The sequence below is a fragment of the Moorena sp. SIO3A2 genome (assembly GCF_010672265.1).
Taxonomy (GTDB): domain Bacteria; phylum Cyanobacteriota; class Cyanobacteriia; order Cyanobacteriales; family Coleofasciculaceae; genus Moorena; species Moorena producens.
In genome coordinates, this window is sequence record NZ_JAAHHC010000015.1 from 366,385 (window position 1) to 393,106 (window position 26,722).

Genomic DNA, 26,722 nt, shown 5'->3' on the forward strand with positions numbered 1-26,722 from the left:
AGGGTTATCTTCAGTCAATTAATTCTAGATAACCCCAATGTCTAAGCTTTGATTTTTGCGACGACAATTTGGTCGTTTATTCGGCAAAAAAAACAAATTATTTAGAGATAATTTGTTCAGCAACTACCTTAGCTTGTTGCTTAATTTTCATAATAAAGTTAAGACTTTTAGAATTCATTCACCGTATCTACCAATGTGATGACTTGGATAACCAAGACTCATGGCAAGATTTAGTCAGTGGGATTGCTGAAAACTACATATTGGTAATCAAAAAGAGAGGCTCTAATCCAGTGAGCCTCTCTTTTTTGGTTTACGGTAGTTGTGCTAAAAGCTAAAGCTTGAAGCTAAGGAAGTATAGGATCAAGCTTCTGTTCAAAATTCCTAACCCCCAGCCTCAAGAACATTCCCGCCCCATCACTAGGCGTCCATTGGGCAGTTGATACACCCCGGTTGCTTCAACAATTGGGTCACCCTTTTGCCAAGGACGAGAGGCACTCTGACTCGGTACCGTGCGTACCTCTCCAGTGGGATAACGTGAAACTGAAGCATCCCCAGGGCGGGTGGGTAAGTTACCACCACCGGTAATGATGAATTTTCCTTCTTGTTCACTGGTTCGGACAATGCAGCTATTGGCTAGCAGATTGTCGGTGTCAATCAGATTGTCCGGTAACTCTGTCAGGCTGTTTGTGATATGAGCGAGGTTGGGTAAACCCTGAATATCCCCAGGGATAGCAGCACTAGCGTTGATATCGACTCGGTTATTATTATCTAAAGTGGCTGGGTCAGTGCCTGGTGGTGCTGGACGGAAAGCAAAGCCGAAGAAGATGGGGGTTGTGAAGGTAATATTACCTCCTCGGCCATCACGGGCAAAGGCTAGGATATCACTGTCAGCGAAGGCAATGAGGGAGTCAGTGGTGATGGTAATATTGCCCCCGTTGTCAGCACCGCTGAAGACACTGGTGGTAATGTCACTGTCACCGCGTAGCCTAATATCTTTGGCTGTGATTTTGATCTCACCTCCGGCAGATTGAGTGGTAGCAGTAATAATATTGCCGTCAGTAGCTGTTAACCTGTCTGAGACATTGATATCGATGTTGCCAGCGTCGCCTTCTCCCTGACTTTGGGCAGATATCTCTGCACCATCCTCAAGGGTTAGTTTTCCAGTGGTAATCTCTAAGTCTCCAGCCTTTTTAGTTGAGCCTGGAAGTGCTGCTGTAAAGACACCACTGGGGACTGTGCCATCCGCTGAGGTGCCAATCACTTCTACTGATTCTGAGGCATTGATGGTTATATTTCCTCCTTTACCTGCATTTGCGGTTGCTGCGCCAATGCGTGAACCACTGCGGACCATCAGTTGGTTGGTTTCAATAGTTATATCCCCGGCATTTCCGAAAGCATTAATAGAAGTAGCAACAGAATCAGTAGAAGTAGCAACAGGACCAATAATTGTATCTGCCGAAATTGTAGCTCCCTCCTCAAGAGTTATTCTGCCAGATTTTAAAAATAACTTTCCTGCATCACCATTTCCGAGAGTAGCAGTTGCTATGCCTGCCTGACCTTGAATCTCGATAGACTCGGTAGCAGTTATACTTAACTCTCCGCCTTTTCCGCCAGACAAGGTAACTTGCCCATTATTTCTTTCAGTTAAAAGAGGTGCTGAGGTAATTCCAGCTCCATTCTGAATGACTAAACTACTAGTACTAAGGCTTAACTTACCAGCATTACCAGTCCCAAAAGTTGCTGTTGTCAAACCTGTAGTAGTTTGACCTGCCTGGCGAATTGAGTTTGGGTCTAGAGGATTAGGATTAAATACTATTGATTGATTGCCCCTTAGTATAACAGACTCGGAAGCATTGATGGTTAAGTTCCCTCCATTGCCACTGCTGAATGTTTCTGTTCCTATTCCAGTCAAGCTATTCAATTCAGGTCGGTCATTTTGTACAACCAATTGCTTAGTATTAATGGTTGCGTTGCCAGCATTGCCATTCCCAAATGTCTGGACAAGTAATCGACTACCATTGATGATATTGATGGAATCAGAGGCATTAATGTTGAGATTTCCTCCCGAGCCATCCCCACGAGTCCTCGTCGATACTTTCGTCCCAGTAAAGGAAACGGATTGAGCCTTGATATTAATATCACCAGCCTTACCGGAGCCATCAGTGTCGGTAGTAATAAGCTGATTTTTTGCTATGATTGCACCGTTGCTATTTAACGTAATATCACCCCCTGCAACATCGCGACCACCAGAATCAAGAGAACCAAGGTTAAGGTCACCGTCAGCAGACAAGGTTATCGGTCCGCCACTGCCAGAGGAATATGTACTGAGAAGACCTGCCGTAGTATCGATACTACCATTGGTGCTGTTGAGGGTAATCGAGCCACTGGGACTAATAATATCCTGAGTATTAATGTCTCCGATGGCGTTGAGGATCAAGCTTATTTCTTGATTGGAAGATTCTCCAATACTAAGGCTACCGCTTTGTGCGATCGCACCACCAGAAGTAATGTTTAAATTACCAGAATAAGTTGAGTTGAGTAAGTTGGTAGAGTCACTTTCGTTGATTGAGATGTTACCCCCTGTAAAGGAAAGATTCCCAAACTGATTGTCTGAGTTGTTGAGAGTAATATTGCCATTCTCAGCATTAAAGCTAGCAGTACCGCTAACATTTAGAGCACCATTTTGGATAATTTCGGGAGTACCTGTATCGAGGCGACTTAGGGGTGCTTCAGTATTTATTCTCAATACGCCACCAAAGGAGTTTCCAGATTGAGCTAATTCAATCGCTGTACTTTCGTTAAAGGCTTCATTGTTGTTGAAAGTCAGTCTTCTATCTAAGCTGTTCACCGTTAGATTGCCAGAGATAGTTTCGGCACTTAGAGTGATCTGTCCCACGTCAGTGATAATTACATCCCCATTGGGCAAGGTTATTCGAGGCAAAATATTGTTGCCAGTAGGCTCTAAATTGTCACTAGGAGCGTTTGGAATAGTGTTCCCTGCTACTTGTAAGATTTCCCCAGGGGCTTGGAAAATTGGTCCAGTAGAGTTAATCGTAAAATCCCCACCAATCAGGGAATTACCGATGATGGTGGCATTACTGTTAGTAATTGTGACATTGCCAGCGTTGGGGAGGGTAGTGGTGAGGCTGGTATCTCCTACAACAGTTAATGATGCTCCTATATCTTGAGTAATCATGCCTCCAGAGGTTAAGTTCAAGTTACCAGTGGCAGAGGAACTGATCAGATTTGTCTGGTCACTCTCACGGATAGAGACATCATTACCGGTGAAGGCTAGATTACCAAACTGATTAGCTGGTTCGTTGAGACTAATATTGCCAGTGTTGGCGTTGAAAGTAGCGGTACCACTGACAGTTTGAGTGCCAGTTTGAATAATCCCGGGGGTACCTTCCAACAAGATGGCATCGGTGGTGGTGTTAAACCGGAGGGTACCGCCAAAGGAATTGTCTTGATTAAGAGTGATGGCAGGGTTATCCAGAACTTGGTTAAAACTGACAACGGCTGCTGGTAAGCTATTTACTGTCAGGTTACCTGTGACGGTGTGGGCCTCTAGGTTAACTGTTCCCAGCTGAGTAATAATCAAATCCCCATTGGGTAGGAGAGTCTCTTGAGAAAAGTCACCGATAGTGTTAATTAGGGGTTGGCTACCTCCCCCATTGACTGAGATCTCTCCAGCGACTTGCAAGGGTTCGCCGGGAACTTGAGTAATTGGTAGAGCAGAGTTGAGAGTGAAGTTGCCCCCAATAATGGAGTAACCAACAGTGGTAGGTTTAGTGTTGGTAAAACTAACATTGCCTGCATTGGCTAGAGTGCTGGTGAAGAAGGCATCCCCATTCACAAATAGACTGCCGCTAGTTTGGGTAATGGTACTCCCTAAAACACTAAGATTACCACTACCAGTATTGATGTCATTGTTAAAGGTAACGTCGCTACCGGCAATGAAGGTCAGGGGGTTATTGTTAGTGTTAATGGTTCCAGTTGTTGTAATTGTCCCGCCTGTAACTGGAGTTTGAATCGTAGTAGGACTATTGAAGGCAGCAGGCAAAATAGCGATCGCACCGCTGCTGTTGTCTCGCCCAATCAGAATCTGGGCAAACCCGTTTTGTAACCTGTTGAGTTCGCTGCTGTCTAAATTTAAGCGGGCATCAGTAGTAGTCCCACCGATAGTGATGCCCAAAGTAGGTTCAAGGGGCTGTAGCTGAAGGCGGCTTGTGCCTGTAATTTCAGCCAGATTACTAGGGATAGTAATTTCATCAGCGGTGAGGGTGATGTTTCCAGTGCCAATAGCTTCAATTGCACCTCCATTACCAAAGAAAATCCCCTCACTGTTATTGCCAATGCCCCTAATAATGCCCTCTAGGGTAATGTTTCCAGTTCCGGTAGTTCGCACTACGCCACCGCCAACTGCACCTAACCAAATACCGTAATTTTCAGTTCCGGTTCCTCTGCTAATTCCTTTCAAGAGGATATCGCCATCTACCGATGTCACTCTAGTGTTGGAACCTAAAACAACGATTCCTTGATCCCCGTCCGACCCGATTCCACCATTCCCCCCATTTCCTGTCATGGTAATCATTCCTGTTCCGGTGGATTCTACCCCACCGTCAGCTACAATCGAAATGCCCTCGTTGCCAAACCCAACATTACTGCTTGCGTTAGCAGTACCTGTTATTTCGATAGAGCCTGCTCCAGTCGATTGTACCAAGCCTTGATTGTAAATATAAATGCCGTGGTTAAAATCTCCATTACTTGGAGCTGCTGTACCTCTGAGGGTGATATTTCCATCTTTTCCACTCACTCTGGAACCATTACCATCAATTAATATGCCTTGATTCTCAGAAGTTCCAGCAGCACTTGTACCCTCCAAAGTTATAGCTCCAGTACCCGTTGATTGAATTACACCACCACTGGTAGGATTTGCACCCAGATTGGAATCGCTCAGAAGAATACCGTTGTTGTTGCTCCCAGTTCCGCTACCAGTTCCCTGAAGAGTAATACTTCCTACCCCAGTTGTTTCCAGCAAGCCGTTCTGAAATATGAAAATACCAGAATTATTTTTCCCAGTTCCGTTACTGTTGCCTAACAACCTAATATTTCCATCTACTGAGCTTACTTTAGCGTTGCTTCCAACAGCTATTCCTTGATGATCGTCACTGCCAGCACCGGCAGTACCCGTCAAGGTAATATTCCCAGTTTTAGTTGCTTCCACAATGCTGCGAGTTTGAATCGAAATGCCATCACCGTCCACACCATTTGCATTAGTCGTACCTGTCAAGGTAATATTCCCGCTGGATTGCACTACACCGTCTAATCCAATAAAAATGCCGTGATTTGTTGTTCCAGTAGATATTTGAGCAGTATTACTAGCGCCAGTCAGAGTTATATCTCCATTAATCGAACTAATTCTAGACTTTTCATCTTGAAGTAGTATTCCGTGATTAAAATTCGCTCCACTCCCGCTGAAACCGTCTAGGTTAATGGTGCCATTGGTTGTTTCTACCACGCCGCCAGAGTTAATTAAAATGCCTGTATTGGATCCAGTGCCGTTTCCAGTACCTGTCAAGGTAATATTTCCAGTTTTTGCAGAAACCCTACCACTCGCCTGAATTAGTATTCCGCGATTCTGCTTCCTTCCGTTACTACCAGTACCTTCTAGAGTTATGCTGCCTGTCCCAGTTGCTTCCACTACACCGGGACTACCAATGAACTTCTGCTCTCGAATTATGATGCCGTAGTTGTTACCTGCGCTAGTGCCGTTGCTAGTACCCCTCAGGCTAATATTCCCTGTCCCAGTGGAGCGCACTACACTCCCATCACGAACCTGAATACCCCATCCATGGTTAACCCCACTGCCAGTGCCTATCAACCGAATATCACCATTTTCAGAACTAACAGTAGTGTTTTCGATTACGTTAATGCCTATACTAAAATTCCCCTCTGTTCCACCATTGCCAATTAGAGTAATATTCCCTAACCCACTGGTTTCTAATCGACTCTGGCCCAGAGTAATGCCATGATTTTTAGTGTTGTTACTACCATCCCTTCCCCTACCTACCAAGTTAATACTGCCATCTTCAGCGTTAATGCGGCTAGAACCAATAAAAATGCCCACTTTACGAGCTTGACTTCCCTTGCCTGAACCTATGAAATCACCACCATTAGTATCAATCGTGGCATTAAAAATACCAATAGCGCCTGCTCCACTATTGTCACTATCAGCCAACAGCTCTACATTCAACTGACCGCTATTGGAAGTAATATCAGCGTTCAGAAAAATATCGTTTTCTGCCTGCAAGGTAAGAGTTGCGTCTCCACCTGCTGTCTTGCGAATTGGTGCATCATTGTTCTGAGTAATGTTACCTTGATCAGTGCCACCGATAGTTGTTGAAATTGTGACGTTGGTGCCCCTATTCAGGGCAGCATTAATATTAGCAACATCAACTGTATTGGTCCCAATCCCACCGCCACCGTTTGCGAGTGTGATATCAGTGGGATCGATTAACCAAGTGCCACCACTACCATTAGGAGCACTAGCATCGGGAGTAGTGGTGAGATTAAGAAACTGTTTGCCAGAGGTTTCAATAAATCCCCCATCACCGGAAACAGTTCCTCCCCTTGCTGTAAGGGTTCCGTTAACGCTTGCTGTCTGATCCGCCCAAACAATCACCTTGCCCCCATCCCCATTGATCAAGGCATCGGCATTAATCCTTACATCGGAGCCAACAAAGGTACGTGCTGCATTGGGAACGGTGCCATTACCCTGAAAGTCTCCCCCAATCAATACTGTACCGCCACCGGTGTCAGACGAGACATCAATTCGGGCATTCTCCAACAAGCTAACCTGATTTCCGAGAACCTCAACCAGGCCACCAGCTGCTGTCAGGGAGCCAGTGCTAGTTACCGTACCACCGGATAAGCTGAGCGTTTGTCCGGAACCAACTGCTAAATTCCCAGCATTAGCGATCGCACCAGCTTGATTCGTGCCATATTGCAAGCCCAAAGGCACACTCACCGTTAACAACGAGGAATTGTCGGGATTGGCACTAAAGGATGACCCATCCCCAAAGGTGATCGAATTCGCTGTACTCGCCACAAAGGAACCCTGAATATCCAGTTGAGCATTGGCTCCAAAGATAATCCCATGGGGATTCAGTAAAAATAGATTAGCAGCACCATCGACTCCCAAGGTCCCCAAAATACTTGAAGCATTAGTTCCAGTCACCCGTGAGATAATATTATCAATCCCTGCTGGATTAGCAAAATAAACCCGTTGTAACTCCTCAACATTAAAATCAGTAAAACTGTGGAACAGATTTGCCCCTCGTTCTGCTCCACCTTCTATCAAATCCGCTAGCCCTCCCCTAACCTGAGCATCAGGCGTAACCCGAGAACTTTCAGCCCCTAAAGTCGTATCTGGTGTAACCTCAGCCAAGGCTTGATGTTTATCAAAGGGAAAAAACACACCAATCGTTAAGCAACTGGCTACCTTCAATAAGCCACAGCAACGACCCCAAGATTGATTAACCATGGAATTATTCTCCTTGCTCTAAGCATTCAGCGGTCAGCGGTCAGCGGTCAGCGGTCAGTGGTCAGTGGTCAGTAGTCAGTGGTCAGTGGTCAGTGGTCAGTGGTCAGCCGTCAGTGGTCGCTGAAAGCTGAAAGCTTTTCGCGTAGCGTGCGCTAATCGCTGATAGCTGATAGCTGATAGCTGATAGCTGATAGCTGATCGCTGATAGCTGATAGCTGATAGCTGAAAGCTGAAAGCTGATAGCTGATAGCTGATAGCTGATAGCTGATAGCTGATCGCTGATAGCTGATAGCTGATAGCTGATAGCTGAATGCTTACTTTACTTTTTTGCTACCTCAGAAAGAATTATAAGGTATTCGGTTAACCTATCAGCTAACTATTTCTACAAACTTGATTGCGAATATAAGCAAGGGGAATTGCGGAATTCAGCAATTATTATTGTCAGCAAGTATATAAGCTTAGTTGCAGCTTTAGAGTGATAATTAATCTAAGAGGTTGTCTGAGAAGTCTCATTTGCTACATCCAAGCCCCCGTGGGTCCCCATCTGTCAAAAAGCGAAGCATCCGCTAATTCCCCCCAGAATTGGGGGGTTAGGGGGGCGGGGGACTTTTAGAAGCAAATTGACTCTTCCCCCAAGCGAGCAATCCCTCGCTTGGGGGGCTAGGGCGTGTCTTCAAACTCCGAGTACCCCCGTTTCCCTTAAAAAAGGGGGACTTTGAGTATGGCTCCCCCCTTAATAAGGGGGGCTGGGGGGGATCTAATATCTTGCGGAAAACTTTGAAAACACGCCCTAGGGGGGCAAAATTCAGTATAAAAAAACTTGGGAGATATCCTCTAAGTTTTCCAGAGCAGTTACAGAGCAGTCCTATTAATGTCGAGTAAACCTAAATCCAGGAGCGATCGCTTTTTAGGAATACTATTCCTGTTTAGCCTTACCATTTGTATAGGGCTAGGTCATCTTCCCTCAATCGCTCAACCAGCTGAACCGGGAAATATGGCAACCACCCAGGCTGCCAACCCCAGTCAACTCGTGGAACAAGGGGTTGAGTACTACCAAGCCGGAAATTATCAAGCTGCCATAGAGCCCTGGCAAAATGCCTTGACGCTCTACCAACAGACCAACAACTATACCAATAGCGCAATTGTCCGGGAAAATCTGGCCAGAGCCTATCAAAAGATTGGTCACATCCAGGAGGCAATCAGTAACTGGGAGCAAGCCATCCTTGACTATCAACAGCTAAGGAACTGGCAACAAATGGGGCGAATGAAAACGGAATTGGCTCAAGCCTACAATAGCTTTGGACAACCGAGAAAAGCGATCGCGCTTCTATGTGGAGCCCCTGATGCCGATGAAAATTCTAAAAACAAACCCAGTTGTGTCAAAAACAGTGCCTTAAAGGTTGCTCGCGCTGATCAGGATTGGAAGGGAGAAGCTGCTGCTTTGGGAAGTCTGGGAAATGCCTATCTTCTCAGAGGGGATTATGACCAAGGGATTGAATGTTTACAAACTGGTTTAGGCATTGATAAAAACGTTGAATTTGATATCAGCCCCCAACGCACAAAAGACTGTATAATAGATATATCTGGCAAAAAATACACAGCCAATATTTCTGCCGATAGTCCCTATGGCAGCTCATTTATTAACGACCTAGGTAATGCTTACTTTAGCAAAGCTCAGCGTTGGGAGCGCTGGGCTAGCTCTGCCAAAGAGCGGTCAGCGAAAGAAACAGAAGATAAATTTACAGAAAATGCCAACCATAATTACAATCAAGCTCAGAACTGTTTTCAGCAAAGTCTCAAAGTAGCTCGCACTCAAAATGACCAACCTGCTCAAATGCGAGCATTGCGCAATTTGATTCAACTGTCCTACCGCCCTCAAGAATCAATATCAATAGAGGCAGCAGAGGCGCGGAACCAATGGGTTCAAGACGCTCAGGAATTGTTCAACGAACTACCGGATTCTCAGGATAAAGTCTACGCAGCCATCGATTTAGCTAAACTGGAGCAACCGATGACTGTGGTTAATGACACGTCCCAACACAATTCCTGTGGCAAACGTCAGCTACAAGCAGAGACTGAAACACTCCTCAATCAAGCCATCTTAATTGCTCAACGCCTTAAGGACTACCGTTCCCAGTCTTTTGCCCTCGGTGAATTGGGTCATCTCTATTACTGCCGCCAAGACTATCAAAACGCCCTAGACTTCACTCAAAAGGCATGGTGGATGGCTGACCAAAATCTATCCGCAAAAGATAGCCTGTATTTGTGGCAGTGGCAGCTGGGTCAAATTTTCCAAGCCCAAGGTAACGAAGTTAAGGCGGTCAATGCTTATAAAGAAGCGATCGCTACACTCAACGATATCAGAAAAGAGCTTCTGATTGCAGAGCGAGACTTACAGTTTGACTTTCGGGATGCCATTAATCCTCTCCACCGTGAATTGGCTAAGTTAAGGTTGGAACGTGCTGAGCTACTCCCCAAAGATAGTAAGGAGTACCCAGATGAGCTAAAGTCTGCCCTCGAAACCATTGATTCCCTAAAACTAGCAGAACTGCAAAATTACTTCGGCAATGATTGTGCGTTAATACTCATCAGTCAGAAACGAGTTGACGAACTGGTTGGGGAAAAAACCGCTGTCTTTAGCTCGATTATTTTAAGCGATCGCACCGGTATTCTAGTCAGTCTTCCCAAGGGCGAAAAGCGACTGGAGTGGATCAATGTTGATAGTCAAACTCTTAGAGAAGAAATCAACCAATTTCGCCGGGGACTGGAACGCAGACGTGATATTAACTATAACCTCAAACCAGCCCAAGAGCTGTATAAAAAGATTATTGCTCCTTTTACCAAGTATTTAAAGTCAGCACAGATAGAAACCCTTGTTTTCATCCAGGATGGCATCTTACGCAGCATCCCAATGGCTGCCCTCCACGACGGTGAAAAATTCTTAGTTGAAACCTATGCTATTGCCACAACCCCCAGTCTTAAGCTGACCAATCCCCAAGCCTTGAACCGTCAAAAACTTCGCGTCTTAGCCTTAGGGTTAACTCAAGAAAGTGAAGTCAACGGACAAGGGTTTTCAGCTTTGACCAATGTTGAAAGCGAACTCAAGGCAGTCGAGACTCAATTTCCAGGTAGCAAAACGCTTTTGAATCAGGATTTTACCCAAGAGCGCTTAGAAGAAGAACTGGCTCAAACCGTTTACCCCATTCTTCACATTGCCACCCACGGTCAATTTAGTGCGATTCGAGAAGACACCTTTCTCGTCACTGGAAATAATGACAAGCTCACCCTCGATGATCTGGAAAACACCATCAGCGGCGTTAGTCGTAAACCCGACTCAGGGGAATTGCTTGCCCTCACAGCTTGCCAAACGGCAGTGGGAGATGACCGTGCTGCTCTGGGTTTGGCTGGCATTGCCGTGCGAGCCGGTGTCAGCAGTGCTTTAGCCTCTCTTTGGTCTGTCAATGATGCCTCTACGGCTCAGTTAGTGACAGAGTTTTATGCCAACTTGCGCCGTCCTGGAGTAAGCAAAGCCGAGGCTTTACGTGCAGCTCAGCGAAAACTGATTGAGGCTGAGGACACAGAGGAGATTAACGACCAATATGCCCACCCCGCCTACTGGGCACCGTTTATCCTGATCGGTAACTGGCTTTAATCCTATGATTGACGGCGGGGTGGACTCAATCACCGCAGGCTACTGGCTATTTGCCTTAAGTTCTCAATCCGTTCATACTCCTCGTCAGTCAGTGCAGCTGCCTCTAATTCAGCCAGGTTTTCTAGTAGGGTTGAACCCACCTCTCCCAACCTAGATTCGTTAGCCAACTTCAGAGCTTCAGCTAAGGCATCGTACCATAAACTTGCCTTGGCATAGAAATCGGATTTGTTTGAGCCATCGACAAAAGTGCTTTCCAAAGTAGAAGGCATCTCTAGAACCTGAATATCTGCCCTAGCAATTAAATCACTTGATGCGTTATCTGGGTCACATAAGATGGTGACTTGCCAAAGATAAGTGCGACCTACTCTAAGTTCTGGTCTGTCCTCTGGTAGGGTTAATGTCATAACTCCTGGCCAACTCTTCAATGGAATTGCCTCACCCATTAATTTGGGTTTACCGTTTGAGTCATATTCATAGAGCGTGAATTCCATCTTTTTGGTGGTCGAGTCAGGAACAAACCAAGCAAAAGTCGGGCGAGTCGAAGCCGTTTGTCCAACATGACTTAGAGGAACTAGGGCTGTTAGGGGTATCCCTTCACCTTCGCACCCATCTCTGGAGCCTGCTTGTCCTGTATAGTCACTTGGAGGTTTCTGATCGGAAGGGAATTCGTACTCAGCTAGAGCAGCCGGAGTTATGACCAGGGATAACCCTAAAATACAGCTAGTTACTAGTTTAGCTTTGATGCATTTATTAAGGAACCAAAAAATTTGAATCATCATAATGTTGGCTCAGTAGATATTTACTTATCTCAGACCATACTAGGAAAAATAGTGAGTTCACATCGCCTATTCTCACTAACTTGATGACTAGCTCAAGTCATTCTTATTGCTGAAAACTACAAACCCGTTGCTCAAACTACCAAATTCACCACTAAAATTTGCTAAAACTACTTCCATTTAACTTTTAGTAATTCTTTTATTTTTCTCAGAGTAGTAGGGTGCGTTAGGGGCGGAAAGCCTCTGATTTTTCGCCTCGTAGCCAGGGTTGGGATAGTCCGCCCCGTAACGCACCAGCAATTAGCGTTTCTGTAGCGTATATTTCAGAATATAGCACTACGCATTCAGGTTAGGACATTGTCTTGATGCAATAGCGAGTGGGGAGGGGCTGTGTGCGGAACCTGCGTCCGCACCGCTGTTTGCCCCGTGGAAACCCCCGCATGAAGGCGCTGCATCGCTCCTACACTCCGAAACGTAAGTAATTGCTTACTTTTGACTTCTGACTTCTAACTTATGACTTGCGCGTAGCGCTATATCGCTAATTTTTTATTAATCCTAAAACTCCCAAAAAAAAAATTCTAAAAACCCTTGACAAATTTATTTATAATCATTACAATAATCATCAAATGACCACAATAACTTCACTTTTTTATCCATGTCACGAAAATTTCGCCAAAACTTCAAAAAACAACCTGCTCAGCACACCTTGAAAGGGTCTCGTCAAGCAGTAATCTATAGTATGCAAATGCTTTATTCACTAGGCTATGCGGAGATAGCGGAATGGACCCCTCTGGAGCCGACCGACGTTCCCGGGGAAGTGATAACTACAATAACCAAGTATTGGTTGTTGCCGTAACACCTTGTCTTGATGCAGTCGCTCATGGGGGAAACCACGGCAGTCGCTCATGGGGGGAACCCCCAAGACCGCGCTGCCTCCCCAAGACCGCGCTGCATCGCTAAATTTCTGGGGGGGTTTCCCCCCCTAGCAAAGGTCAATCAGATCGAATCACATCAAGTTCCGTTTGGGAACTCAGTGACATAGCGATTTAAAGGAACTTATTGTGGAGTTGAAATAGCCGTGGATATTATTTCTACGGCTATTTTTTTTATTTTTAAGACTTATCGGGAATTTAGAATTTAGAATTTAGAATGTAGGGTGCGTTAGGGGCGGGCTTGCCCTCATTTTTAACTTCGAGCGCCAGTATTGGAATAGCCCGCACCGTAACGCACCACCAAGTAGAAGTTAGAAGTTAGAAGTTAGAAGTTAGAAGTTAGAAGTTAGAAGTTAGAAGTTAGAAGTTAGAAGTTAGAAGTTAGAATTTAGAATTTAGAATTTAGAATTTAGAATGTAGGGTGCGTTAGGGGCGGGCTTGCCCTCATTTTTAACTTCGAGCGCCAGTATTGGAATAGCCCGCACCGTAACGCACCACCAAGTAGAAGTTATAATTTAAAAGTTATAATTTAGAAGTTAGAAGTTAGAATTAGGAATCGGGAATTGGGCTCTCCATGAGCGACTGCATCAAGACATGAGAAAAGTTCCTCTGGTCAGGAAAATTTGCAGAGACTTTAGATTTATTTAGTTTGAGCCGGTGGTGCGTTACGGGGTGGGCTATTTCAACGCTGGCAAAGAGGCGGAAAATCAGGGCAATCCCACCCCTAACGCACCCTACGCAACTATTTTAGAATTTTTTGGTATATTTAAAAACTTTCAAAAAAAGAGTTTTCAAGCGATAGCTAACTTTGGCAAGACTCCAGTTACGACCTGCTAAAGGCCAGGTTAACTCACACAGAGTTCCTTGGGGAGAAAGAGGCTCTCGCTTAAATGTTCCTCCTAGTTGTTTCGCCAGAGCTTTAGCTTGCTGTGTTCCTCGGTTTTCAGAAGATGAACAGATGCCAGAGCCATTATCTTTAACACTCAGAGTGTACCGGTTCTCATGTAGCTTACCAGTCGCACTAAGACGAGTTACTCCTTTAGCATGTTTCCCGACATTGTACAAAGCTTCTTCGAGAAACTGACAGAGTTCTCGATTTTGCTCAATAGTTAAATATTGTTCCGGGATCTCCTCAAATTTAAGGGCTTTAACCTTAAGGGTATTAAAATGAGGAAGATGCCGTTCCAGCGTATCTCTACAGACTTCATAGAACAGCTTACTTATTGGATGCTTCAATGACAGTTTTAGGTTACTTCCTAGACGGATAGTTTCTTCTTGAGTCAGAGTTTCTTGTTTGAGGTAGTCTGCAATTTCCCATATGTCATCCTTGATAGTTTTAAGTTTCAACAGTAATTCATCTTCTGGCAAATCCTGGTTTTGAATGCGCGTAATAATGTACGCTAGTGTTTGCATTGGGCCATTATGAATGATATTAAATGTTTCATCAATAGTCCGTTGGCGCACATTGATCTGAGACCTCAAAGCCTGGTCATAGTGATAGAAAGCAGGAAATAGTAAACTATTTATGACTAAAATTAACAACGCTGGTGCTACTGGAATCCACCAGCCCCAAACTAGGAACACATAACCAACTCCAACTAGTCCAAAGCTGGCAACCCCAACACCAAACAGATTTTTGAATGGGGATTGAGTCAGCCGACCAAGACCAATGGCCAGAAAACCCCAACCTAAAATCCATAGATATTCCCAAGGATCTGACCAAGTTCTTAAAAGCGATCGCTGATCCAGAACAGCACTGAGAATTTGACTAGTAGCATGGGCATGAAATTCTACACCATAGATTTCGCCAGGAGGGTTCAAACCCTTGATGGCAGTGGTATTGACAGTGTCTTTGATGCTGGGAGTAGTGACTCCAACAATCACAATGCGATCGCGAATCCAACTGGGATTAAAATTCTCGGTTTTGATATCCTTAAGTAATAGAATACGAAAGCGTTCTCGACCACTCCGAAAATTGAGCAGCACCTGAACTCCACCCGCATCAGTTCCCACATAGCCACCAGAATTGGGCAAAAAACGAGGTAGCTCCGTTGAACCAAACATCATCCCATCAGGATTTTTAATGCCATTTTCGAGAGAAATGCCTTCAACCGTTAAATAAGTTTTTGCCAGACGGAGAGATAAAGAGAACTTGCCCCCTTCAGGAGTAGGAGTCCCTAGAAGACTGCGCCGGACGTTGCCATCCCCATCGAAAAGAACATCTGAGAAACCAACCCGTTCCGGGGGAAATCCCGGTGGTGGCTTAATTTTAGTTGGTAATACTTTTTCAATGGCAATCAGATTCTTGATATCCTCAAAGGTTTCAACCAGTTGCTCGTGACCTGGCTCAACTGGTAGATCCCGAACAATATCAAGACCAATTGCTCTAGGTTTGTAGGTTTGCAATCTCCGCAGCAGCCTTGCAATGTCTTGATCCGGTATGGGATAGGTTCCTACATCCTGGATATCCTCTTCATCAATTCCAACAATAACAACCCGTTCATCCATAGGTTCATAAGGACGCAAACGCAGAAAAGTATCGAGGGTTATCCACTCACTAAATTGAAGGTATCCATTGAGACGGGCTAACATTACCAGTCCAATCACTGCAATTCCTGGCAATTCTCCTCCACGCCAGGTGCCAATTTTGTTTCTTATTTTTGGCCAAATACTTCCCAACAACAGGTTTTTTCCTTGCTTAATTTATCAATCAATAAACCCTTCTTCTCTGGCTCGCATCTCGGTTTGAATTCGGAGATTCTTCCCACCTTCAGGATAAACACCCAGAACGTCTCGAATTTTCGTCCAGTAGTGAACCACAGTTCGTTCACTTTTATGCATACGCCCAGCAATTGCCTTATCTTGCAATTCCTCATGAAATGCTAGGGTGAGTAACTCCAGCCACTCTGGCTTAACTTCTCCTTTGAGCATATTTAGATCTTTTGTATGGGTTAATCCCTGCAATGCCCAGTCAACTCTGGTTAACATAACCTGACCGGAGAAACCTTTATCTACCACAGTGAAACCCCCTTTGTGCTCGTCAATCTCATCCTTAATCCGCACCAGAGCTTTGAGGTAAGTGCTTAACACCACAAGATTGAGGTTGGGGTATTGCTTCATCACTGTCTGCAAGAGTTTAATACCCGTATCGATTTTAGCTGTATTCTCAGAATCTTCTGGAATGGAAAGATCGACAATAACGAGGTCAAGCTGAAATCTTTCCAGTTGTTCCAGAGCGCTCTGGAACGTTTGAGCTGTTAGGATTTCCGCTTCTGGATACTTCCGTCGTAGGGTGTCGATTATTCCACCCAGCATCAATTCGTGGTCATCAACCACAAGCAGCTTCCGTTTCCTTGACTTTGGTAAATCTTGGGTCATCATCAATTCCCTCTATGTTTGCTATTCACTATTGGAACCTATCGTTGCAATTTAGCCAACGAGGTTTTAAGACAGCCAAGTTTTTCCTGTCATGGGTCTTACAGCCGTTTTCATATGAATTGACCTCACTAGCTTTAGCTGCAAGCCCCCTAAATCCCCCAATTCTGGGGGACTTTAACTCAATTTCCCCCCTCCGGTGCGCTTTCCGTTGGCGAATTAAATTCGCCACGGGTCGCACCGCAAAGTTGGGGGGCTAGGGGGGCGAAACTTGCTGTAAGTATAACCACCGCTCGCTGAACTTTTAGCTTAAAAAGACACAGATAGATAAAGCAATGCCCTTGTCTACCAAGTTGATTGCTGGTTTAAGACAAGAACTGGGTAGAATTCGGTCAGTAGGATTGCTGAAAACTACATACTGCTGCTCAAAGCTTCGCCAACTATTTCTAAACCTCTAGTCACCAAAGCTGCTGTGATGCTGATCTGATGGTGGTCTTGAGAGGATTACATATAGATGGTTAGAGGAATGCGATCGCGTAGCGTGACCTGCATGTCAATCGCTTTTAGCGTGGCCTACGGCCAATCGCGTAGCGTGACCTGCATGTCAATCGCAAAAACCAATCCCTAATACACATGGGATAATCATTCAGCTATCAGCATTGAGCTAATGCCCTACGCCCACGGCTGACGGCTGACGGCTGACATATCAATCAACGCCAAATTTTAATCTTACCCTTTCCGCCTCCACTTACTAGGATTTGTCCATCAGGGCTAAAAGTAACGGGATAACAACCATTCAGATTGCGCAGTAGCTCACCAGTCCGTAGGCTCCAAAGTTTAATCTCGTTTATACTGGCACTGACTACTGTTTCTCCATCAGGGCTAATAGCAATAGAAAGCACCGCTGTTGAATGTCCAGTTAGAGAAAAGATTAGTTTTTCAGTGTGGAGATTCCACAGTCTGACGGTTTTGTCAGTGCTCGCGCTAGCGATAGTCTGACCATCAGGACTGATCGCAATGGAAGTTACCCAGCCTGTATGTCCCGTAAGAATAGAGCGCTGTTGATACCTGCGTCTGTTCCACAGTCTGATGGTTTTGTCATTACTAGCACTAGCGATAGTCTGACCATCGGGAGTAATAGCAACACAATTAACCATGTTTGAATGATCAGTTATTGTGTGGATTAGTTTTCTTTTGACACTCCCCACGGCTAGAAGCCGGGGGATTCTTGGTTCACAGACCCGTCTTGCTCAACCAGGTCGGAACCAGGAAGAGTAGAGGACAGGTCTCCCCAAGCGTTGATTAAAGTTCCCGTGTGCCCCACGGTACTCAAGGCTCTAGTTAAAATGTTTCTGGCGGCGTTGTGGTCTCGATCTAATTGACATCCACATTCGCAGACATGGGTTCTAGTCGATAGCGACTTCTTAACCACTTCACCACAGTTAGAACAATTCTGGCTTGTATAAGCTGGATTTACTGCAACAGTTATCCGCCCAAACTTTTGACCAAAATATTCCAGCCATTCCCGGAACTGATACCAACCTGCGTCGTTAATAGACTTGGCAAGACAATGGTTTTTAACCAGATTTTTAATCCTCAAATCTTCATAGGCGACCAGATCGTTAGACCGGATTACGCAACGTGCCAGTCTCTTGGCATGTTCTTCACGTTGTCTACTTATTTTGAGGTGTGTCCTACCTAGTTTATTAATCGCTTTCTTTCTGTTAGTTGAGCCTTTATTTTTCCGAGAAACTCGACGCTGATAAAACTTTAAGCGCTTCTCGCCTTTTCTGTAGAATCTAGGGTTGGGTTCAGAGTATCCATCAGAGTCGGTATAAAACTCTTTTAGCCCTACATCTAACCCGACGGTAAAGCCAGTGGCCTCTAGTTGCTCTGAGTTATCTAGTTTTACACAAAACTGAACATAATAACCATCAGATCTCTGAACAATGCGAACCCGTTTAATCAGCTTCTGGTCGAAACGCCATAAGTCCCAGGTGCCCTTAAGCTTGACCTTACCGATCCCTTTTTTGTCTGTGAAATTGATAGATTTTTTATCTGGCGACAACTTCCACCCAGATTGCTTGTACTCAACAGACCGGGAATGCTTTTTGAATTTGGGATAGCCTTTCTTGCCGGTAACCTTTTTTTTACAATTATCAAAAAATCTTTTGATAGCCCGCTCTACGTTTTCAACCGATGCTTGACAGGCGTGACTATTAAGCTCTTTGACAAACTTGAATTCGTCCCTTAACTGGGTGTTGTAACGGTATAGTTCTTTTTTGCAAATTCCGCGATTGTCCATCCAAAAACGCAGCACTTTGTTTCGGACAAACTTAGCTGTCCTTATAGCTTCATTTATAGCCACTTTTTGGGGTTCTTTTAGAATAGCTTTGAACTCCATTACTAACACCTTTGATCACCTCCTTAGTTTGTTGGATTTACTTATTATTATAGTCGATGTCTATTGATCAGGGAATAAATTCCCTCAAAAGACGAAACCTTAGAATAGTGGAGCCTTAATCAATAAGTTTTAACTTTTCTATGCATAGCCTGTCGCCTATAAAGGCTCCACTATTCTTACGGTAACTTTAAAAGGCTAACCCCATGAATAGAATTCAGGGGCTTGCGCCCTTAGATTTTTTCGGTCAAGCTATCCCAAACTGCGATGGTCTCATCACCACTAGCACTGATCAGGATTTTACCATTTTGGCTAAAAGCAAGATCCGAAACCACGGCTCCATGACTGAAAGGAGAATTTGGTTTATTGAAGATGCCAGATAACGTTTTTGTCCGTAATTTCCAACTGGTAATCACGTTATCAAAGCCACCAGCAATCAGCATCTGTCCGTTCGGGCTAATGTTTACTGCTTGAACTTCTCCTCCTTGTCCGAAGAACGTGTAAATGCATTTTACCGTTGTTAAATCCCATAGTTTTACAGTTCTATCATCACCACCACTGGCAATAATATCACTATTACGACTGAGAGCAACGGAATTAACGTTTGCTATATGTCCTTTGAGAATAGTATTACATTTCCAATGTTGATGTGATTTAACAGTTATTAACTTATTAAGTTTGGCTTTAACCGCTTGTAATTCTTTATCAACGTCTAGATTCTTAAACCTTTGTTTCGATGAAAGCTCAGCATTGCTTACTTTTTCTGTTGGTTTAGACTGATTTTCCCCCAAAAGGTTTGCTTTAAGCGCTTGTAATTCGTCCTCAACTTCTAGATCACTAAACTTTTGTTTCAAGGCTATGTCAGCTAAGATTGGATCTAGCTCCATCATTGCCTGGTTATAGGCTTCCTGGTAAGAGATTGCTGCTTCCATTCGGTCAAAAGTTTCAGTAACAGGTTCTTTGCTCTCATGCTCAGAGAACATTTTTGCTAAGCCATAAACACCGAGTCCAACGACTCCACCAGCAGCAGCCATCGAAGACATATTAACCCCGATAGTTTTCCCCCCAAAACTCAATCCCATACCACCTACTGTGGCAGAGATACCAGCCCCTGTAACCGCTCCCAGTGCCACTGCCCCAATGGCAATAAGATCCCCTTCCCGTATCGCCCTAACAGCGCCATAAGCAGCAACCCCAGTTATTGCTCCTAGACCTGTCATCGTGGTCGGACCAATGCCCACGCCACCAAACCCCCCGACTAATCCCACACCGCCAATTGTCGAGGATAGATTAGCTCCCGCTGCTGCGACCGCTAGGGTGAACAATACACTCTGTTGCTTGGTCATGACTACTTCGTAAATAGGCTTACAGTTATAGAGTTCCCAAAAAGGCGATTGACCGTAGGCCACGCTAGGCGATTGACCGTAGGTCACGCTATGCTCCGGAAGCGAAGCTTCCGCGCTTATGCGATCGCACTAAGTTCTGGATAGGGTGCATCTCCTAAAAGCTGTTTGACCTGATGGTGCGTTACGGTGCGGGCTGTTTCAACCAGGGGCGAAGAGGCGAAAAATCAGGGCTCGCCCGCCCCTAACGCACCCTACACCTTCAACCTTCAACCTTCTGATGGTGCGTTACGGTGCGGGCTGTTTCAACCAGGGGCGAAGAGGCGAAAAATCATGGCTCGCCCGCCCCTAACGCACCCTACCCCTTCAACCAAATAACCTTCAACCTAATAAACCTTCAACCTTCAACCAAATAAACCTTCAACCTAATAAACCTGATAAACCTTCAACCTAAACACTTCACCCAAGCCTCCCTGACCTCAGGTGAACCATACCAAATCCCCTTCCTCCTAGGAGAATGTAGCACTTCATCAATAGTAATATTAGTCGCTCCAGCCAAATGAGCAGCAGGAATCGGAGTAATCCCATCTCCCCAGCAATTCCCTTCTCCACACGTGAGCTTGTAACTGTTGTAAGCCAACCAGCTGCCTAAACGTCGCTTACCATAAATTGCCTTACCAGCGACACAAATATAATTGACATCTTGGTGAAACGCCCCTGGATAGTTATCATTCACAAAATCAAGATTGCGTTTAGTCCAACGTTCCTGACTCATATGAGGTGTACCAAGAGTCACCAAGGTAGAGATATAGGAATGAGCATTCCATAACCCTACCGAGTCATCACTAACATCTCCATGAATAGTGTAAGGCTTTTCTCCTAGATATATCCTGGCAATCCAGCCACCAGCAGAGTGACCGATTAAATTAATCTGTGACGTGTTATGCTTCTCCAACTGCTGTTTAACAGCTTGGTCGATTTTTCGCAAAATTGGCACCACAGAGCGACCACCGAGGGTAGGAAACCAATCCTGTTGGCGTATTGGTACAGTAGTTGCGGCAATCCCTAGCTGTTGTAGTGATTGTTCTAAATCACGGTATTCACTAGCGCTAGCAAAATAGCCCGGTAAAATAACAGTTGGTAATGGCATCGGTGGTAATTTTAAATTTTATAGATAATTTTAAACTTTTGTGAAACTAGGTACACTTTATGGTATAAGTGTCGGACCTGGGGATCCTGACCTGATCACCCTCAAAGCACTACGTATATTGAAACAGGCACCAGTAGTAGCCTTTCCTACTGGAGTCCGTGGAAAACCAGGAATGGCTCAACAGATTGTCGCTCAATGGTTGGAGAATCATCAGGTGCAGTTACCCTTGACATTTCCATATGTGCAGGATACCGCTATCTTGACCCAAGCATGGCAACTTGCTGCTGAGCAAGTCTGGAATTATCTAGGATTAGGGCAAGACGTAGCATTTGTGTGCGAAGGAGATGTAAGTTTTTACAGCACATTTACCTATTTGGCACAGAGGCTACAGCAGTTACATCCTCAAAGCCTGATTCAAACTGTACCAGGGGTATCTTCCCCCATGGCTACAGCATCTGTTTTGGGATTACCCTTGACCATTCGTGATCAGCGCCTGGTGGTGCTACCAGCTCTCTATAATGTGGAGGAACTGGAAAAGGTTTTGGCTTGGGCAGATGTAGTAGTCCTGCTCAAAGTCAGTTCAGTTTATCAGCAGGTGTGGCAAGTGCTGCATCGACATCAGTTGTTGGAAAATGCCTATGTGGTAGAACGAGCAACTCTACCGGAGCAGGTGATTTATCGTAATTTATGCGATCGCCCTAATCTGGCATTACCCTATTTTTCTCTGCTAATTGTTAAGGTGAACCAATAGATAGCAAACCAAGAGATAACAATGTTTCAGCCATCGATGTAGTTGTCAAAATAGTTGTTATAGCTAGCCCGAGCACGATCACTCACTCTTATTTGCCAAGACTGAATTGAATAAGCATCTCCTCAGCCGAGAGCTTATTAGCAACCATGGAAATACGTCAACAATAACTGCCATGTCCGATGCTTCTTTAATTAAAAACATCCCAGAAATGCTGAGTCACCCCCTAGTGATTTCTGTTACCGCCTCTCTGGGGGTTCATATGCTAATCGTACCGATCTTAGGTGATTTGTTGAAGAATCAAAAGCCTAAGGAAGACTCAATGGTGCAAGTGTTGGAGTTAAGCCCTCAACAACTGAGCCGTGTTCCCAAGTCTGCTGCACCACCACTGACCCTGCCAGCTCTACCGAATGCCAAAACTCCGACCAAGCCCTCCATCCCTTCGTTATTTAATCCTTTCCCACCCCCTCCACCACCGCTACCTTCAATACCTGCTCTAAAGCCCCTGAAAATTCCCAAATCCCCACCTCTGAGATCCCTACCGATAAAACCCTTACCCTCAATTGGTAAGTATCCTTTACCACTGCTAAACCGCAAAAGACCGATTATCACCAGAGGGTCTTTCCCGATCCAGCAGCTACCACCAAAACCCAGGACACCACTACCAGCCCCACCACCGCGACCTAACTTCACATTCGATACAGAGTCTTTGAATCCAGGTTCCTTCCAGACAGGTTCCTTGCCAGTATTTGGGAATTCTACCAACCAGATTCCTGACCGATCAGAGTTTCCTAACCAACAGCCACCAGTATCCGTTACTCCACCTCCTCCGCCACCACAATTTTCGATCACCCCTCCTCCTTCTGAGCCTACTAAACCAGCACCCCCTAGTGCTGTTGCGATCGCACGACAACGTCAGAACAATTTAGTAGCTCAAGTGCGGATGCGGCGGAAGCAACTGAAAAAAGATGTAAGCAATACCAGTGATGAGGAAGCTAGGAAAAACCTGGTAGAATGGATGGCTTTGGTAAAGGATACCTTACCCAAAAAGGAAGTCATACCAGCAGCAATTACAGTGAGTGGTACTTATCCCAAAGACGCTTGTATTAAGAAACTAGAAGGCACAACAGTCTTCGGAATTTTAGTAGGTGCTAATGGTGAAGTGACTAATGCACAGCTGATTCAGAGTGCAGGGTACGGCATTTTAAATCAGCAGGCACTGGAAGATATTCAGTTCCGAAAGTTTAACAACAAAACTGGTGCAACAAAACCCTACCAGGTCAAGGTAGCCTTTGACTATGATCAAGGCAACTGTCCTAGTCTATCGGTTTTCCAAGAAACTGCTAACCAGCCAGTTCCAGCAAAGCCAAATACTGTTAGTGGGGAAAACGCTGCTGTCAACAATCCAGTAATAGTAGTTCCTAAGCCAGAAACCCCTAGCAATAACTCTGCTAATAATAACTCTACCGATAACAATACCGATAACAATAGGACAGTATCAGTTCCAGTAAAACCGAATACTGCTACAAATACTGCTAGGGAAAATTCGAGCACTAAACCCAGAACAATATCAGTGCCAGTGCGGGACAATACCTCTAGTCAAGACTCGACTCCTAAACCCAGGAGAGTTTCAGTACCAGTGCGGGACAATACCTCTACTCAGGAAAATACTCCTAAACCCAGGAGAGTGTCAGTACCAGTGCGGGACAATACCTCTACTCAGGAAAATACTCCTAAACCCAGAAGAGTGTCAGTACCAGTACGGGACAATACCTCTACTCAGGAAAATACTCCTAAACCTAGAGCAGTGCCTGTACAGCAAAATACTCCTAGTCAGGAAAATACTCCTAAACCCAGGAGGGTGTTAGTACCAGTGCGGGACAATACTCCTAGTCAGGAAAATACTGCTCAGGAAAATACTACCAACACTACAGCTGTGCCAGTGAAGCCAGCTCAAGCTACTAATGAAAACTCAGGGAAAGAATCCGTTCCAGCAGCAGCCACTGAAGAGCAAAACTCACAAGAGGATAAAGCGTGCAAGTTCAAATCTAGATCAGCTCGCAGGCGCAACAGAATAGACTCCTTTACAACACCATCGTCCAGGTCATGTAAATAAGACGTTCTGTTAGTGAAACCCTTGGTTGTTGGTCAATGGAGCATTAACATTATTCTAGAATTTAGAATTAAGAATTAAGAATTTAGAATTAAGAATTAAGAATTAAGAATTAAGAATTTAGAATTTGGAATTTTACATTCTGCATTCTACATTCTACATTCTACATTCTGCATTCTACATTCTGCATTCTGCATTCTTCATTCTGCATTCTACATTCTACATTCTGCATTCTTCATTCTACATTCTGCATTCTGCATTCTGCATTCTGCATTCTGCATTCTGCATTCTGCATTCACCATTCTGCATTCTTCATTCTGCATTCTACATTCTTCATTCTGCATTCTGACAGACACCGATGAAGTGGACATCACTAAAGGTTTCAATCCATAGACGAGCGCCACAAGGCAGTGGGTTATCCGGCTGATAGGTAATTCGACATGGACCGAGGATTTCTACCTGGTTGCCATATAAATTGTTGCCACTTCGTTTTACTGAAATCACTGGCTTGCGCTCTTCCGGGCGTTTGTGGATATTCGAGCCAATGTGATTGCGGTTGACATTAATCTTGGCTAGAGCCGGAGGACGACTGGTACGCCATTTTCCTTTTGGTCCTCTAGTGCCTTTAATGATTTGAGGCATATTGTTGAACAGAGGAATAATCCAGAATTTCCCACTTTTATAAGCACCCCGGACGCGACCCTTCTCTAGGAGTTGTCGCAATCGTCTCGAAGAGATTCCTAGGAGAGATGCTGCTTCGGTAGTACAAACGCACTTGTTCATAAGTTTCTTTTCCACTAACTATTCCGATAGTTGTATTATAAAGCAAAAGCAAGCATTAAGACAACCCCTGATTAAGGAAAAGAGAAGGTTATAGAAAATTTTGTAAATTAAGCTGAAGTGTTCTATCGGTCGGAGTTGAGGCAAGTTTGATATAGCGTTCGCGCAGCGTGGCCTTTTGGCCAAATGCGATCGCATACCCTGTGCCTTCCAAACACCCATTCTGCTGACTCAGTCATCGGGAAACTGCCAGCAAGAGATACGTTCTACATCATTACTACTACACTGGCGACAAGTTTTATCAACAGAGGAATCTACCCATTGATAGCCACAAGTCCGACAGTGGCAAAAAATGTTGTTGTGGTTAGCGATTTCAATTTTTCTGCGCCACTCGTTAATTTGAGAGGTGTCTGGCTTGGGGGTAGGTTCTGACATAAATTTACGATGATTTAGAATTCGATACCAGTAAATCATCTAAGGTAAGCATTCAGCATTCAGCTATCAGCATTCAGCTATCAGCTATCAGCTATCAGCTATCAGCTATCAGCTATCAGCTATCAGCTATCAGCATTCAGCTATCAGCTATCAGCTATCAGCTATCAGCTATCAGCTATCAGCTATCAGCTATCAGCTATCAGCTATCAGCGATTAGCGCTATGGGCACGCTACTTTACGAACAGCTTTTGAATACAATAAGCTGACCACTAACGGCTGACCACTAACGGCTGACCACTGACGGCTGACGGCTGAATGCTTACGGGTTTAGCTACTAACCCAGTGAAGTATTTTGCTGGATCGGAAAGTGATAAGTTATAGCACTACGCATTAAGAGGTTTGACATTCCTAAACTCCGAAACGTAAGTCTAAGCTTACTTTTAGGTGCGACCCGTGGCGAATTTAATTCGCCGAACGCGCCCCGCGTCTCCTACGGAGAACGGAAAGCGCACCTTTGACTTCTGACGCAAGAACCTTGCTGACTTGCGCGTAGCGCTATATATGATCATTTTACTCATATTAATAAGGTGACGCCCCTATTTTTTACTTTTTCCCTGTTCCCTGTTCCCTGCTCCGAAGTCCCTGCTCCCTAAAACCCAAGAATTTGTACCTGACTGAATTGCAAACCGCCGTAGTCATCATCACTATGAATGAATTTAGTCATTTTACCACTGACCTACTGACGTACTGACGCACTGACCACTCAGCCTTTTGCCTTGCTATTGAATTAAGTTATTTGAGGGTTATAATATTTAAGTTATGTAGATGAATTTTTCTATATTGAAATAATATTAATTAAACCAATTAATTATATATTATTTTTATCAAATTTTCAGAAATTTTGAGGAATTTTGAGGTGATTTTCACCAAATTTACGTCTTAAGGCTGATCTATCAGACTTTGGCTTGACAATGTAAAAAATTAGTAAATATACTGTTAAGAGGAAAAAAGATTTGGTGTATCTCGTCATCATCAGGGAGCAATTAGGCTGTCAAACGACTTCAGAATTGTGATTCCAGGCTGGTTAATTACCTGATCAGTTCCGACTGATGAATTCCTAAGTCATAAGTTATAGTTTCTTGATAGTTCTGAAATCGCACAGGAAGACGAGTTGGCTATCCCTGGATAAATCATGGTTTTGAATTCCGTGCTTTCAGCAATTCTGAATAATTTCAATAAAAGCGTGATGGAGCGCGCTCTTGGGGGTTCCCATGGGGCTTTCAAGGTGCGGACGCAGGTGACCCACGCAGCGCCAAAACCACTCGCTATTGCATCAAGACAGGGTAGCATTTTAAAAAGATTCAACGACACAGAGAAATCCTAAAGGTTTGGCAAATAAACTAAAAATCCTGCAGTCCTGGTGCATACTGTATCCTAAATCAGCTGCTGTAATCCCTTTTTGACCCACAGT

At 44.6% G+C, this 26,722-nt stretch carries 15 protein-coding genes; 4 read left to right on the top strand and 11 right to left on the bottom strand.

Translation table 11 applies throughout. The annotated features are described in order from the left end of the window. Positions 1 to 394: 394 nt before the first annotated feature. Positions 395 to 7,546 (bottom strand): two-partner secretion domain-containing protein, encoded by a 7,152-nt coding sequence (locus F6K64_RS19115; RefSeq protein WP_287266008.1) that lies wholly within the window; start codon positions 7,544 to 7,546, stop codon positions 395 to 397. An 871-nt stretch (positions 7,547 to 8,417) separates the two neighbouring features. On the opposite strand from F6K64_RS19115, the gene F6K64_RS19120 reads away from it, so the two are divergent. After that, positions 8,418 to 11,198, top strand: a complete 2,781-nt coding sequence (locus F6K64_RS19120) for a CHAT domain-containing protein (RefSeq protein ID WP_287266010.1) — start codon at positions 8,418 to 8,420, stop codon at positions 11,196 to 11,198. A gap of 29 nt (positions 11,199 to 11,227) precedes the next feature. On the opposite strand, the gene F6K64_RS19125 is transcribed toward F6K64_RS19120, so the two are convergent. Beyond that, positions 11,228 to 11,977, bottom strand: coding sequence for a DUF928 domain-containing protein (locus F6K64_RS19125; RefSeq protein WP_287266011.1), 750 nt, complete (start codon positions 11,975 to 11,977; stop codon positions 11,228 to 11,230). A gap of 652 nt (positions 11,978 to 12,629) precedes the next feature. On the opposite strand from F6K64_RS19125, the gene F6K64_RS19130 reads away from it, so the two are divergent. Continuing rightward, positions 12,630 to 12,830, top strand: coding sequence for a hypothetical protein (locus F6K64_RS19130; protein WP_287254000.1), 201 nt, complete (start codon positions 12,630 to 12,632; stop codon positions 12,828 to 12,830). A gap of 823 nt (positions 12,831 to 13,653) precedes the next feature. Here the strand turns inward: F6K64_RS19130 and F6K64_RS19135 are convergent. The 7 genes from F6K64_RS19135 to F6K64_RS19165 form a co-directional block, all read right to left on the bottom strand. Further along, a complete protein-coding gene (locus F6K64_RS19135; protein WP_287266014.1) occupies positions 13,654 to 15,588 on the bottom strand; it encodes a sensor histidine kinase in 1,935 nt (644 codons plus the stop codon). Between the two features lie 24 nt (positions 15,589 to 15,612). Further along, positions 15,613 to 16,284, bottom strand: a complete 672-nt coding sequence (locus F6K64_RS19140) for a response regulator (RefSeq protein ID WP_502708050.1) — start codon at positions 16,282 to 16,284, stop codon at positions 15,613 to 15,615. Between the two features lie 28 nt (positions 16,285 to 16,312). Continuing rightward, positions 16,313 to 16,513, bottom strand: a complete 201-nt coding sequence (locus F6K64_RS19145; protein WP_287263171.1) for a hypothetical protein — start codon at positions 16,511 to 16,513, stop codon at positions 16,313 to 16,315. Positions 16,514 to 16,991: 478 nt separating this feature from the next. Then, entirely contained in the window at positions 16,992 to 17,489 is a 498-nt protein-coding gene (locus F6K64_RS19150) for a WD40 repeat domain-containing protein (protein ID WP_287266017.1), read from the bottom strand. Between the two features lie 2 nt (positions 17,490 to 17,491). Next, the gene (locus tag F6K64_RS19155) at positions 17,492 to 18,694 is read right to left on the bottom strand and encodes an RNA-guided endonuclease InsQ/TnpB family protein (protein WP_287256359.1); all 1,203 of its coding nucleotides are present in this window, start codon (positions 18,692 to 18,694) and stop codon (positions 17,492 to 17,494) included. A 221-nt stretch (positions 18,695 to 18,915) separates the two neighbouring features. Continuing rightward, a complete protein-coding gene (locus tag F6K64_RS19160; protein ID WP_287266019.1) occupies positions 18,916 to 20,115 on the bottom strand; it encodes a hypothetical protein in 1,200 nt (399 codons plus the stop codon). Positions 20,116 to 20,470: 355 nt separating this feature from the next. Continuing rightward, positions 20,471 to 21,175 (bottom strand): esterase/lipase family protein, encoded by a 705-nt coding sequence (locus F6K64_RS19165; RefSeq protein ID WP_008189821.1) that lies wholly within the window; start codon positions 21,173 to 21,175, stop codon positions 20,471 to 20,473. 40 nt (positions 21,176 to 21,215) lie between these two features. Between F6K64_RS19165 and F6K64_RS19170 the strand changes: the two genes are divergently transcribed. Both F6K64_RS19170 and F6K64_RS19175 read left to right on the top strand, forming a co-directional pair. Further along, complete coding sequence (locus F6K64_RS19170) at positions 21,216 to 21,926, top strand: precorrin-2 C(20)-methyltransferase (protein ID WP_008189823.1); 711 nt, start codon at positions 21,216 to 21,218, stop codon at positions 21,924 to 21,926. 172 nt (positions 21,927 to 22,098) lie between these two features. After that, positions 22,099 to 24,039 (top strand): TonB family protein, encoded by a 1,941-nt coding sequence (locus tag F6K64_RS19175; RefSeq protein WP_044495274.1) that lies wholly within the window; start codon positions 22,099 to 22,101, stop codon positions 24,037 to 24,039. 330 nt (positions 24,040 to 24,369) lie between these two features. On the opposite strand, the gene F6K64_RS19180 is transcribed toward F6K64_RS19175, so the two are convergent. Further along, a complete protein-coding gene (locus F6K64_RS19180; protein ID WP_044495276.1) occupies positions 24,370 to 24,819 on the bottom strand; it encodes a MerR family transcriptional regulator in 450 nt (149 codons plus the stop codon). 228 nt (positions 24,820 to 25,047) lie between these two features. Beyond that, complete coding sequence (locus F6K64_RS19185; RefSeq protein ID WP_071102587.1) at positions 25,048 to 25,251, bottom strand: hypothetical protein; 204 nt, start codon at positions 25,249 to 25,251, stop codon at positions 25,048 to 25,050. Positions 25,252 to 26,722 lie beyond the last annotated feature (1,471 nt).

Excerpts from the sequence above, each read along its gene's own strand:
- F6K64_RS19115 (WP_287266008.1), bottom strand. The coding sequence starts at position 7,546 with ATGGTTAATCAATCTTGGGGTCGTTGCTGTGGCTTATTGAAGGTAGCC.
- F6K64_RS19120 (WP_287266010.1), top strand. The coding sequence starts at position 8,418 with ATGTCGAGTAAACCTAAATCCAGGAGCGATCGCTTTTTAGGAATACTA.
- F6K64_RS19125 (WP_287266011.1), bottom strand. The coding sequence starts at position 11,977 with ATGATGATTCAAATTTTTTGGTTCCTTAATAAATGCATCAAAGCTAAA.
- F6K64_RS19130 (WP_287254000.1), top strand. The coding sequence starts at position 12,630 with ATGTCACGAAAATTTCGCCAAAACTTCAAAAAACAACCTGCTCAGCAC.
- F6K64_RS19140 (WP_502708050.1), bottom strand. The coding sequence starts at position 16,284 with ATGACCCAAGATTTACCAAAGTCAAGGAAACGGAAGCTGCTTGTGGTT.
- F6K64_RS19165 (WP_008189821.1), bottom strand. The coding sequence starts at position 21,175 with ATGCCATTACCAACTGTTATTTTACCGGGCTATTTTGCTAGCGCTAGT.
- F6K64_RS19175 (WP_044495274.1), top strand. The coding sequence starts at position 22,099 with ATGTCCGATGCTTCTTTAATTAAAAACATCCCAGAAATGCTGAGTCAC.
- F6K64_RS19180 (WP_044495276.1), bottom strand. The coding sequence starts at position 24,819 with ATGAACAAGTGCGTTTGTACTACCGAAGCAGCATCTCTCCTAGGAATC.
- F6K64_RS19185 (WP_071102587.1), bottom strand. The coding sequence starts at position 25,251 with ATGTCAGAACCTACCCCCAAGCCAGACACCTCTCAAATTAACGAGTGG.